The following is a 12,911-nucleotide window of genomic DNA, read 5'->3' as shown; positions in this document are numbered from 1 at the left end:
ATATGGGGCGTCTTGCTGTGTGCATGCCATTATTTAAATCGTATACCCGGACGCATTAATGATTGCTTTTGCCGGAGCAGATTGTAAAAACTGGATCAGTGCCTTAGCAGCAGGTTTATTTTTGCCTTTGCTAAGCAGTACGGCATTTTGCCTGATTGGTGAATAAAAGGTGGGCGGAACAATCCACGCCGAGCCATTTTTCAGCTTGCCTGATTCAAATGCCTGCGACATCGCAATAAAGCCCAGCTCCGCATTTCCTGTGCCAATAAACTGATAGGTTTGAGCGATATTCTCGCCCGTTACAAATTTTGGCGTCAGTTTTTCGTAAACACCAAGTATTTTTAATGTTTCGCTCGCAGCCAGTCCGTAGGGGGCCAGTTTGGGGTTGGCAAGGGCAAGACGGGTAAAGCGATCTGTTTTTAACACTTCCCCTTTATCATCAATAAAGCTGGCTTTTGCACTCCACAGCACCAGTTTGCCAATAGCATAGGTGAACGGCTCTGTGGCTAAGCCTTTTTTCTCAAGTCTGGAGGGGGTTTGCTCATCGGCGGCCAGTAACACTTCAAAAGGCGCTCCATTTTTAATCTGCGCATAAAATTTACCTGTTGCCCCGCTGGACATCCGTATTTTGTGACCGCTGCTTTGTTCAAATAACGCAGCAATCTTTTGCATTGGCCCTACGAAATTAGCGGCAACGGCCACCTGAACTTCATCGGCAAAGGAGGGGGTCGAAATATAGGCCATAAAGGCAGCTATAAAATACCTGGCAGTCATCAAAGCTCCAAAAGGTTACCCACAGCAAGTTCGCTTGCTGCTGATAGCTTAATGGTTTTAGCTGCGGGTGTGTTGGTAAGAAAGGGGTAGTGGGGCTAAAACATATGCCATTTTTTAGATGCCAGATAGTTACGTCAATCTACTGTTTTTAGATGAAAATCAGATCAGGTAATCGATAAGCCTTGTTGTACGATGTTGTTCGCTTTTATAGAGGTATTTAGGGGCTCAGATTTGACTTGGCAGCAGACCCTGCCAGAAGGTGGGGTTATCCATTTGATCAGGTAATGGTTATATATTCAACATTATGAATAGCTGGCAGTGATAATTTAGGTTATTTGATTAATTTGTCAGTAAAGTGGAAACCACCCTGATTTTCTTAATGAGACAGAGCCACAATGCCTTGCTTTGCCAGCATTAATGGTATGAAAATGCATCGGAAAACATCTGCTCTAATTTTGCATTTTTTTTAGATATTAATTGCTCTTTTACCGCTTTAACCATTATGGATGGACCACAAACATAAATATCAAATGATGATATATCGGTAAAATCATTCAAAATAGCATCAAGAACTGTTCCTTTTTTACCTGACCACTTGCCTTTATTGTCTTCAATAACAACAGGCACATAATGTAAATTACTATGTTTTATTGATAATGCCGTCAGTTCTTTGTCTGCATATAAAAAGTCGCTGTTTTTTACTCCCCAATAAATATAAATAGGTTGAGATAATTTTTTGCTCAGGCAGCTTTTTAAAATGCTATTTATATAAGAGAATCCAGTGCCGCCAGCAATCAATAACAATGGCTTATTGCTATTATCACGCAACCATGCTTCGCCATGAGGTGCGTCGATTTCAATGCAATTATTTTCAATTAAAGCATTGGCGAAAAAATGGATTGTATCTAATGAACTATTTACATCTGAACTACCAATGTGTAGCTCAATCATCCCGGTCTCTGTTGGGCAATTAGCAATTGAAAATAATTGTTTTTTATCTGATATTTTAGTTGATATGTACTGACCAGCTTTAAAATCAATTGGTTTATATAGTATCAGATATACTTTATATATATTTTTTATAAATGATTCTATTTTTGAAACTCTACAATTAATAAGCATATACAGTCCTTATTTTATTGAATTTGCCATAGAAAGAGCGCAACCTTTTTGAGCCCGAGTACTTAACCTTCTTACTATTTCAATCGTTGTTCCCGGATATGGATCCGGTGCTTTTATATGATGAATAATGCCAATATCATCTGTTACAATAAATGCCGGATAAGCAGTAGATGAAGCATCCATATAACTCAGTAAACCAGGCTCTCCATTTGTAACGGGTTTTAATGTTTCAGGGTCTAGCGCTCTTGCATAAACCCATGGCGGAACGTGCTTTCTCTGGTACTCATCTTCAAAAAAGCATGTATTTAGCTCAACTTGATTAAAGGTGTCGCGGATCTGATTTATATTAGCTAGCTGAAAAGTATGCATCATCAGTTGATTGAAATCATCGCGTCCCAATGATTCGTTTTGGTTTTTTTTCCAGCCACCACCAGTAATAATATGTAAACGCTTACCAGCATTAAATTTAATGCAGCTTTTTTTTATATACTGGCATAGCAGATAGATAAAATAAGGCGGGCCAATTAAACAAATATCTTTTTTTGTATTGCAAATACGATTCAGGTGGTAGATGGTTTTTTCAAAATCAATACTATTGTCATTGGCTGTAAATTCAGTCGGATAAAGCAGCTCAACTAGACTCATTACATATTTAAACCAAACATTATTAGTATTAAAACGATCCGGGCCAAGATTCACCAGTTCCATTTGGTGGTCAAACCAGCTCCCAACATATTTCATTCCAAAATTTACAGATCCAAGCAATCTTTCAATACTGAGACGGTCACGCCCTATATAGCTTTTAGCACCATTTGTGCCACTACTCGTATACCAATTTTCAATATCGCCTTCAGTGGCAGTGTGCAATTTTAAATATTTAAATACGGACGTTGGAAATACAGGAATATCATCAATAGAATAAATATTCTCATTAATACACTGAGCAATGCAGTAATTTCTATACTTATCATTTTTATGAAAATGATAAGTAAAAGCTTCCCTAACAAGTTTATCTTGAATTTCTTTTTGCTCTTCAAAGGTCCATTCTTGTGGTGAACTCATAAAAATAAGATCATCTATTTCTGAGCTTGCTATAATTTGATTTTTTTCAATTTTCACTAGTGCACTCATATTACCCCTAGATCATTAAATTGAGAAGTGATCATAGAAATAATGGCAGCAAGCTGCCATTATTTTGGCATGAATATTATTTAAGATTTTTAATGATTTTTTGATTGGCCATATTAATAACATCTTTAACCTTGCCCCGGTCTTTCATTGATTCAAATGATAATAGAATATTTTTTACGCCTGTTTTTTCAATTGCAAGTTTGCTTGAGTCATAATAATCGTCATAGGTTCCAATCGCATTTTCTTTAATGATTGTATTTATTTTTTCCTTATGATCAATATTGGGGTACATTTCAACAATATAATCATGTAAATATTTCGTTGCTTCTTTACGGGCAATATCACCATCTTCGTTTAAATTAACAATAAAAGTTAACTGATGGTCAACATTAGAAACATCAACCCCGTATTGCTGAGCTGTTTTATTGTAAATTTTTGCATAGTTTTCTTTAACAGCAAGGCTATCCTCCCACTTAAACGTTAAAGGCAATGCTTTTTTAGCTGCCCATGCAACAACATCCTTATTCGTTGCGACAATATATTGCTTAGGTCCATGTTTGCTAAAACAATGAGGGTTTATAGACACTTTAGGGAAATTATAAAAATCGTTTTGAGCATAACAATAACCTGTGGTTAAAGCCTCATTAATAACATCATAGCAAGCTTCAAACTGCTGCTGTTTAGATGGTAAGTGACGCTTAAAAAATGTCATTTCAAAATCACTTTCACTGTCACTCAAACCAAGAATAAAGCGACCTTCAGACATTTGGTCTAATAAGCTGGATTCCTCTGCAATACGAACAGGGTGATGAGTTGTAATAACTTGGTTTAGTGACCCAATATGTAATTTATTGGTCATTCCGAGCAGAAAACCTGCTGCAGTAATAGGCGCACCAACAATACCATTCTTGGAGAAATGGTGCTCATTAACAAACACAGTATCAAAATGATATTCTTTTGAATCAATAAGAGATACGGTATTTACCATATTATCTAAGATATCTTCTGAAGTAGAATCATCATTTTGGAAGTTGAGGAAAAACAATCCAAATTTCATAATCTATTCCTTATCATATTTAATAGCACGCTTAAATTGTTGACTTAGGATCTTTCAGAAAAGGGGCAACTTGTTTCATAAATCGATCCATTGATGCCACTATTTCGTCTTCAGTTCCATTGGCTTCAAAGCCGCAAGTAATATTGGTAATTCCTGTCGCATCAATATCACGCTGAATGATCTTAATGCATTCTTCAGGGGTTCCTACAGGATTGATTTCATGGCTATAATCTACACGCTTGCTAGTATTGGTATGGCCTTTTAAAACAAAATCGCGCCATTGCCCCTTATGGTAGTCATAACCACGAGTTTGATTGCTATCATTAAATATATTAGTTGCATTTACATATGAATCGTACCAATTAGTAAGGAAAGCACGGCATACTTCACGAGCTTTATCTCCATCATTATCAACAGAACATATAAATGTCATTGAGTGGTCAATTTTAGTTATATCATGGCCATATTCCGTCGCGATCTCATTATAGAGATCCATTTGAGCCTTCTTTTCATTCGTTCCTATGATCCAGCTTAGCACCATTGGCAAGCCTTGCTTTGCCAGCCACTCCGTCGTGCTTGCCGACTCAGCAGTCATGCATGTAGGAACTTCTTTTGAGTAAACTTTTGGATAAAGTACTACTTCAGGAAAATCTATATGGTCGCTATTTGAACTGATCGCTCCGGTTTTTAAGCTCTTCATTATCATCTGGTGGAAATCTTGAGTGATCTCGCGGGAGTCTTCCATATTGACACCAAACACCCGAAAATCTTTATGATATAACCCTCGGACAGCGCCAAAATTGAAACGCCCTTTGGATAATTGATCTAACAGTAAAACATCTTCTGTTTGTCTAACAGGATGAGCAGTAGGAATTACAACGCCCATAGTGCCAACATTCAGTGTTTTGGTTCGGCCTAATAGATTAGCAGCCGCAACAAAAAGATTACCCGTTAAACCAAACTCCGTAAAATGATGTTCAAGAGTCCAATATGTATCAAAACCAAGCTCTTCGGATGCAACACCTAATCGGACAAAGCGATCCATGACTTGTTTATGGGTTTCGCCTGGTGGCTGGTATGAAAAGCAAATGTTTCCAAATTTCATAATATTGCTCCTTTACTTTTATGTAATTGACCATTTAACTACGCTAATTCTAAAGATCCATTTTCAATTTTATTTTTTAATCGACGCTCTTTTACCGTTATACTTGTTATATCCTCAAATCGTGGTTCAACCATATCAACATCAAGCTCAACTGATTCATTATCTAAAGCAATAGCAGCCTTAGTTACTGACTGATAAAAATTTCTTAATACAACCAAGTTCTCACCTAAATCATGAGAGCTGCCAATCAATGAGTACAGTTTGCATTTTTCAAAATTAATATTATCTATTAATTTTAAAACTTCATTTTGTTTAACCCAGCTATCATCGTTAGCAGTAAAAGCAATAAATGGAATCTTTAAATTTTTCATTTTATTTATTGTTGAGTCTAATGAGTCCCAATTATGCTTAAAGCAATCCGATACGAAAATCTTTGACCCTAGATTGTGCCCCTCAAAATCAAGATCCTCGGGCAATTCATGAATAGGTAATTGCAGATAATCATATTTTAATGATTTTTCTAGCGTGTCACGAAGGTTTACAACCCCCACCGCCGTGACTAGAAATGATAAATCAATTTCGTTTGCTATTTCATATGCAATTCTGGCCGACAAACTGGATGCAACAAGACCTAATTTATGAAAGTTTCGCTCCTTTAGCCATTCGATAACAGAAAGCAAACTTTCTTTACCAATAGACATAGAGAATTCATTGATATTGCCGCTGCTTAGCCCGACGTGATGAAGTGAATCATAACGAATGACATGAAATCCATTGCAGGAGAGGTACTCTGCCAACCCCGCAAAATGATCCATTCGCCGGGCAAAGCCAGAGGCAATTAAAATGGTATTATTTTTTTTCAATGTATTTTCTTTTGGCAGTGTTTCCCAAGCTCGAATTATTTTGCCATTTTTGAGAGATATAATATGGTCGATAGTTGAAAGATCATCTGAATTTTCCATTTAATTTCCTTTTCTCTGGTTATGGTACAAAAACTAGGAATTTATCCTCTTCTAAATAACGAGTTTGTTCTATTTCTACTGCAACATCTTTAGTGGTATGCCCGAAAGGTTTCTCTTGTGAAACATATTTAACAAGGTGCTGAAGAGGGCGCTTGCCATCATGAGCACCACCGACACGAAAAATGTTATTCATGCCTGATTCAACAATGCGCTCAGCGCCATGTTTAGCCAGTTCATCGCGATATTTAAATGAAGACTCCCATGGTGCAATTGAAACTGTTTGCGTTATATTTTTATGAATGAAAGGCAGTATGTCTTTAATGCTGGACGCCTGGTGAATATAAGCGGAACGGGATAATGGCTGATTTCCAAATGCATTTAAAGGAGACTGGATGATTATCCAGCTTTGATCTTCTCCTTTTCTTACCTGATATCCGGAAAATAAACACTCTTTTTCTGTGAGTGTAAAAGCTGCTTTTTCATCAAAACTTTGAAAGCTTTTAGGTAAAATTCTGGCGTAAATATTTAATTTTTTCTCTAACTCATCAATAAATAAATTTATTTTATTACCTATATAATAAATGTTTTGTGTTGAAAAACACGCCTGCTGATCATAAAAGCAAATATCATGTGCTACTCCTGTTGCAGCTACCGCTATATCCTCCGGATCATCAATTATGCTCAGGCTTTTCTTTGGGCCAAATTTCAGTATATCGATATGATGTGGTGAATTTTTTACTGCCCATTTAATTGCTTCATCCCCCCCCCAGGCTACGACAACATCAGCATGATCCATTATTTTTTTTACTAATAAAATATCTTCATTATGTGACCAATACATGACTGACATTGCGCGTGTAATAGGGTGCTCTGCATGTACATCAATAAAACTTGATACTAAAGCCGTTGCTGTAAAAGGGTCTGCTGCAGAGGTTTTAATAATGCAGTCATTTTTAGTTAAAATTGCGCGAAGAATAGAAGTTATACCAGACAGAGGAACATTACCTGCAAGTAAATGTATCGATTTTCCTTTTGGAAATGCCTTAATGTAACAATCCCCCTGAGGAATCCACTCATCAATAATATGCAACGAGCCCAAGTCATGATTTACTATGTCATATAGTGCACTTTTTGAACATAACAGCATGGCAATCCAATTTGCTTCTAATTTAGCCATTTCGTTTGAATATCCGAGGTGATTTTTCAAATCCCGGATATATGCCCGGCGACGGGCATACTCTTCACTTTTCCATCTTTGGCCAACCGTGTACAGAAAATTAATTATTTGATTTAAACTTAAATTATTTTCTACTTTATTTTTAATAATATTATCCACACAATCACTGTCAATAACAGGCGTTGACACTTTGGTAGTGTTTTCGAATGTTAGCTCTCTAAAGTTAGGATTGTTTTGAACAATCCCGCCAATTATCATTGGAATGGTCTTAATCATTTTATTCCTTTAAATAAATTAGCCAATTAAGATATATACTGTTTTTTAGATTTTTATACAAATATGGCAGGTAACAGGCCATCAAAGTGCAAATAGCACCGCTGGTAATTGTAAAAAATCTCGCTATATTCCCGAATCGATATTTCTTTCGATTCGTTGGCAGTGTGATGCATCAGCCTAATCTTCAAGCTTTACAGAAGCTTTTCATTGGCACTCTGTTGCAGCAGTTTTTTGCCGAGACCGAGACCCGTAAACCAAATTGCTTAATTGCTTGATCAGCCTGTAATAGCTATACGAGCAATATTGGCGGCCTCGATCTAAATGCAGAGTTAGTTTATTGGGCGGCTATTTTTCACAAGGCCTGGCGAACTAGCTCTTTATCCAAAGCAGGGCCCAAATGGGCGTGCCACGGACTTTATGTTGCCTCAAATGGCGATAGGTAATGACACATAAAGATCAAGAATATTCTTGGATAGGTAGCCTAGGTAATGCACCTATGAAACCAGCTTATTATTTTTAAGTAGAATTTTCTTGATGTCTTTGAGAGGCCAGGCTGACCAACTCCTGCATCATTTTTTGTATCCATGGTGTCAACCCAATAAAGTGTGCCCACGGATTTTATGCTGCTTCAAGTGACTATAGACGATGACAAATAGAGATCAAGAATATTCTTAGATAAATTATTAAGGTAATACACCTACAAAACCGGCTCATTGGCCGGTAATTGCAGTATTTTCCTATTCGATGTGACTGATGATTTTAATTGGGAAGGATCTGGTGTTGAAGTTGGTTTTTCTTTGCCTACAGAGCCTTTGGCCGTAAATGCCCAACTTGCTCCGTAAACAAAAAACCCGCACAAGCTAGCGTTTATGCGGGTTTTACGTTCGTTCTCGGGGCTTGTAGAAGCTTACTCAGGGCGCATTTGCGGGAAGAGGATAACATCGCGAATGCTTGGTGAGTCTGTCAGCAGCATGACTAAGCGGTCGATGCCAATACCGCAGCCGCCGGTTGGGGGCATGCCGGATTCTAAGGTGCGGATATAATCTGCATCGAAATGCATGGCTTCATCATCCCCAGCATCTTTTTGCTCTACCTGGGCCATAAAGCGTTCGGCTTGGTCTTCCGGGTCGTTTAGCTCGGAATAACCGTTGGCGTGTTCACGGCCAACCATAAATAGCTCGAAGCGTTCGGTAATACCCGGCTTGCTGTCGTTAGCGCGGGCCAGTGGCGACACTTCGGCAGGGTAGTCGATAATAAAGGTCGGCTCCCACAGCTTGGCTTCGGTGTTTTCTTCAAACAGCGCCAATTGCAATGCACCCACGCCTGCATTTGGCATTGGCTTGCCACCTAAACGAACTACTTCTGCCGCCAGGAAGGCTTGATCGTTCAGTTGTTCATCCGTGTATTCCGGGTTGTAAGCTTTGATCGAGCCTGCGATGGTGTAGCGGGCAAAAGGCTTGGATAAATCGACTTCTTTGCCTTGGTAGGTAATCACTGTGCTGCCGGTAGCCAGCTGGGCACAAGCGCGGATAATGCCTTCGGACATTTCCATCATGCGCTGGTAATCGGCATATGCTTCGTAGAATTCGATCATGGTGAATTCTGGATTATGGCGTGTGCTCATGCCTTCGTTGCGGAAGGAGCGGTTAATTTCGAACACGCGCTCCAGGCCGCCAACGATCAGGCGTTTGAGGTAAAGCTCAGGCGCGATGCGCAGGTAGAGTGGCATATCCAGCGCATTGTGGTGTGTTACAAATGGCTTGGCCGTTGCGCCGCCGGGGATGCCGTGCATCATCGGGGTTTCAACTTCCAGATAGCTTTCGCCCACCATGTAATCGCGGATGCACTGCACGATTTTAGAGCGCTTGATGAAGGTAGCACGGCTTAAATCGTTAGTGATTAAATCCAGATGGCGCTGGCGATAAATTTGTTCCTGATCCGCAAGGCCGTGGTGTTTATCCGGAAGAGGGCGTAAAGATTTAGTCAGTAAACGCAATTCTGTGACTTGAATCGAAAGCTCGCCGGTATTGGTTTTCATCAACATGCCACGGGCAGCAATAATATCGCCCATATCCCATGACTTGAAGCTGTCGTAAAGATCTTCGCCCACTTTGTCTTTGCTGATGAAAAACTGAATGCGGCCAGTGGAGTCTTGCACGGTAGCAAAGCTTGCCTTGCCCATTACGCGTTTAAGCATCATACGGCCAGCTACGGCTACGCTGACTTGCTGGCTTTCCATCTCGGCTTTTTCAAGCTCGCCGTACTTGGCTTGCAAATCGCCCGCCATGTTTTCCCGTTTAAAATCATTCGGGTAAGCCACGCCGGCAGCGCGCAGGGCAGTCAGCTTAGCGCGGCGTTCTGCGATAATCTGGTTTTCATCTTGCTGGATAATTTGTTCTTCGGACATTTAATTTAAACCCCAAGTCTGTAGGCACAGAGAGCGGGGAGAACACAGAGCACACAGAGAAAATCAAAGTGAGAGTCTGCGAATCCCGTCTTTTAGTAATTTGCTATTAAAGTTGATCAATAATCCAACTTTGCATTGAGTTAATCGCATATAAGTGAGTAACTGGGCCTGATGCAATGGCAGAAAATTCTCAACCGCTTTAAGCTCAATAATTAATTCTTTATTTACCCAAATATTCATTTTGAAAGCGTTTTCAATATGAATATTTTTATAATCCAAAGCAACAAAACACTGTCGCTCAGTGATTAGCCCGCGTGAACGCAGTTCGTAATCAAGGCACTCTTCGTAGGTGCTTTCAAGTAAGCCCGGCCCCAGCGATTTATGCACTTCTAGTGCTGCGCCAATGACAATTTCACTCAGCATTTAAAGTGCCCCCCGAAGCCTGTAGATCACATAGTCAGTCAAATAATCAGCAATGTTTTACCTTTGCTCGATTTTCTCTGTGTTCTCAGTGTGCTCACAGATCTCTGTGTCTACAGAATTCAGGGGGGGTAAATACCACTAAACCCCGTGTTTCAGGCTGGCGGCGATGAAGCCTTCCAAATCGCCGTCCATTACGCCCTTGATATTACCAACTTCATAGCTGGTACGCAGGTCTTTGATGCGGCTTTGATCGAACACATAAGAGCGAATCTGATGGCCCCAGCCGATGTCGGATTTGGTGGCTTCCAGCGATTGCTGCGCTTCCATGCGTTTACGCAGCTCCAGCTCATACAATTTGGCGCGCAGCATTTTCCATGCTTCGTCACGGTTTTTGTGCTGGGAGCGATCGTTCTGGCATTGCACCACGGTATTGGTCGGGATGTGCGTCAATCGAACTGCAGAATCCGTTTTATTAATGTGCTGACCGCCCGCGCCCGAGGCACGGTAGGTGTCGGTGCGCACATCCGCCGGGTTGATTTCAATTTCGAAACTATCGTCCACTTCCGGGTAAACAAAGACTGAAGCAAACGAGGTATGACGACGATTGTTCGAATCATATGGCGAGCAGCGAACCAGGCGGTGTACGCCGGTTTCTGTGCGCAAAAAGCCGTAAGCGTAGTCGCCGGTCAGTTTGATGGTTGCCTGACTGATACCCACGATATCGCCGTCAGATTGCTCCATTACTTCAACGGTAAAGCCTTTACGCTCGCCATAGCGAACATACATGCGCAGCAACATGCCAGCCCAGTCTTGCGCCTCAGTGCCGCCTGCGCCCGATTGAATATCAATAAAGCAGGGCATCGGGTCCATCGGGTGATTAAACATCCGGCGAAATTCCAGCTCTTCTACCCGGGCGGCAATTGCGTCAACATCATCCGATACGGCTTGCAAAGTGTCGAAGTCGCCTTCTTCCTTGCCCATGTCGAATAAATCTTTGGCGTCGCCAAGGCCTGCCAGAACTTCATCCAGCACCACAACCACGCCTTCTAGCGCTTTTCGTTCGCGGCCTAATTCCTGCGCTTTTTTCTGATCGTTCCAGATGTCCGGGTCTTCCATCAGACGCACAACTTCTTCAAGCCGATCGCTTTTGCCGGGATAATCTAAGTATTTGCGTAGTTCTTCGCTGCGAGAAACCAAGTCTGCAACCCGGTTCTCGATCTGATTAAGCTGTTCTGCTTCCATGCCTGTGGCTTTGTCCCATTAACACGGCGTGCAGCCTGCCAGACTTAAACGATCGATACAGAAGGATGTCCGGTTTGGGGCACATTTCGCGGATTTCATGAGGTAAATAGCGTGCTATTTAACAAAAAACACGTGTTGGTGGCCAAATCCGGCGCTCCCGTAGCAGATCAGTCTTAAACCTGACAGGCTGCAAGCACTAAAGCGCAAAATTATACCGTGAGAGTGGCAAGCAGGGGGAGCCTCGGATTGAAAATTACTAAAAGTACGTTTATTTAATCGGAAAAAGAGCCGTTGCCACAATGCCCGGGCATGTGGCAAACCGATCCGGGGTTAAGCCTGTGCTGAAAATTGCGGCATACTTACCTGAATAGTTGTTGTGCCGCCATCGGCAGCATAAACAACCGGGCTATTTGTGTCTTTGCCCGCCTGATCCAGGGCAATAGAGGCTTTCTTGAACGTGTCATCCATGGTTTTTATAGCGTCATCATGGAGTGCCTTGTCTTCTTTTGAATCTCTTTTGCTTTTCTGAATTTCCAGAGCCAGAAGAAGTTTGGCTTTTTGCATTACTCTTTTGGCTTCTTCCATAAAGCCGCCATCCTGGGCGCTCATTCCATTTTTGGATTGCGCCATGGACGGGAGATCAGCCGGGGGTTTTTCCACCTTTTCAGCGTTTTCCACTTTTTCCGCGCTCTCTGCAGCGGCCTGCACCTGCTCTGCTGTTGCACTTTCCGATTTGCCGACGGAGGGGCTTGCCTGGGTGGCGGGAGCACTGCCCGCAACGACCGGGGCCTGTACTGCACTACCGCCGCTGATGCCTGCGTATTCTGCTACGGCGGCGGCAATCTGTTTGGCCAGCCTTGCCGCCGCCGCAACATTACCTTTGCCTACTCCGGCAAATTTCAATAAACCGTCAAGCTGGCGCTTAAGCATATCCAGCCTGGCTCTTGCAGCGCTTTTCCGGCTATCAACGGGGTCCCACTGGGGCAATTTGAATGAAGCCGAGCTGCTTTGTGTTGAGGTGTCTTCACCTTTTTCACTTGTGCGCGAGCGTGTGCTTAAAGATTGAATAATGGGCTGCATAAATTCAGCGGCAATTTTCATAGGGGAAGCCTTGAAGTGAAAGCGGATCGTTCTTCTTATCTCTATATATCGAGGTCAATCTGTAAATCTTTAATGTGATTTATACCCTGATAATTTATTCATAAGCCTACAGTTTTCTGCGCTCTCTTTTTAAA

Annotated in this window: 11 protein-coding genes; all 11 read right to left on the bottom strand. The window is 41.4% G+C overall.

What is annotated here, in order from left to right:
* Positions 1-33: 33 nt before the first annotated feature.
* Complete coding sequence (gene modA / locus EJO50_RS06725) at positions 34-774, bottom strand: molybdate ABC transporter substrate-binding protein (protein WP_206434468.1); 741 nt, start codon at positions 772-774, stop codon at positions 34-36.
* 414 nt (positions 775-1,188) lie between these two features.
* Positions 1,189-1,896, bottom strand: coding sequence for a flavin mononucleotide reductase LuxG (gene luxG / locus EJO50_RS06720; protein WP_125972653.1), 708 nt, complete (start codon positions 1,894-1,896; stop codon positions 1,189-1,191).
* A gap of 9 nt (positions 1,897-1,905) precedes the next feature.
* Positions 1,906-3,027, bottom strand: coding sequence for a long-chain-fatty-acid--protein ligase LuxE (luxE, locus tag EJO50_RS06715; RefSeq protein WP_125972651.1), 1,122 nt, complete (start codon positions 3,025-3,027; stop codon positions 1,906-1,908).
* A gap of 76 nt (positions 3,028-3,103) precedes the next feature.
* Positions 3,104-4,084: a luciferase subunit beta gene (gene luxB, locus EJO50_RS06710; protein ID WP_125972649.1), complete on the bottom strand. Its 981-nt coding sequence runs from the start codon at positions 4,082-4,084 to the stop codon at positions 3,104-3,106.
* A 31-nt stretch (positions 4,085-4,115) separates the two neighbouring features.
* Positions 4,116-5,189: a luciferase subunit alpha gene (gene luxA / locus EJO50_RS06705; protein ID WP_125972647.1), complete on the bottom strand. Its 1,074-nt coding sequence runs from the start codon at positions 5,187-5,189 to the stop codon at positions 4,116-4,118.
* A gap of 38 nt (positions 5,190-5,227) precedes the next feature.
* Complete coding sequence (locus tag EJO50_RS06700; RefSeq protein ID WP_125972645.1) at positions 5,228-6,151, bottom strand: acyl transferase; 924 nt, start codon at positions 6,149-6,151, stop codon at positions 5,228-5,230.
* A 19-nt stretch (positions 6,152-6,170) separates the two neighbouring features.
* Positions 6,171-7,604: a long-chain-fatty-acyl-CoA reductase LuxC gene (luxC, locus tag EJO50_RS06695; protein WP_125972643.1), complete on the bottom strand. Its 1,434-nt coding sequence runs from the start codon at positions 7,602-7,604 to the stop codon at positions 6,171-6,173.
* Positions 7,605-8,511: 907 nt separating this feature from the next.
* On the bottom strand, positions 8,512-10,011 hold the full coding sequence (gene lysS, locus EJO50_RS06690) for a lysine--tRNA ligase (protein WP_125972641.1): 1,500 nt from the start codon (positions 10,009-10,011) through the stop codon (positions 8,512-8,514).
* Between the two features lie 63 nt (positions 10,012-10,074).
* The gene (locus EJO50_RS06685; RefSeq protein ID WP_125972639.1) at positions 10,075-10,434 is read right to left on the bottom strand and encodes a GxxExxY protein; all 360 of its coding nucleotides are present in this window, start codon (positions 10,432-10,434) and stop codon (positions 10,075-10,077) included.
* Between the two features lie 138 nt (positions 10,435-10,572).
* Positions 10,573-11,676: a peptide chain release factor 2 gene (gene prfB, locus EJO50_RS06680; RefSeq protein WP_125972637.1), complete on the bottom strand. Its 1,104-nt coding sequence runs from the start codon at positions 11,674-11,676 to the stop codon at positions 10,573-10,575.
* A 330-nt stretch (positions 11,677-12,006) separates the two neighbouring features.
* Entirely contained in the window at positions 12,007-12,777 is a 771-nt protein-coding gene (locus EJO50_RS06675; RefSeq protein ID WP_125972635.1) for a hypothetical protein, read from the bottom strand.
* Positions 12,778-12,911 lie beyond the last annotated feature (134 nt).

This window comes from Iodobacter ciconiae, assembly GCF_003952345.1.
Taxonomy (GTDB): Bacteria; Pseudomonadota; Gammaproteobacteria; order Burkholderiales; family Chitinibacteraceae; genus Iodobacter; species Iodobacter ciconiae.
The sequence above is the reverse complement of the archived record's forward strand: the minus strand, read 5'-3'. Positions and strand labels throughout refer to the sequence as shown.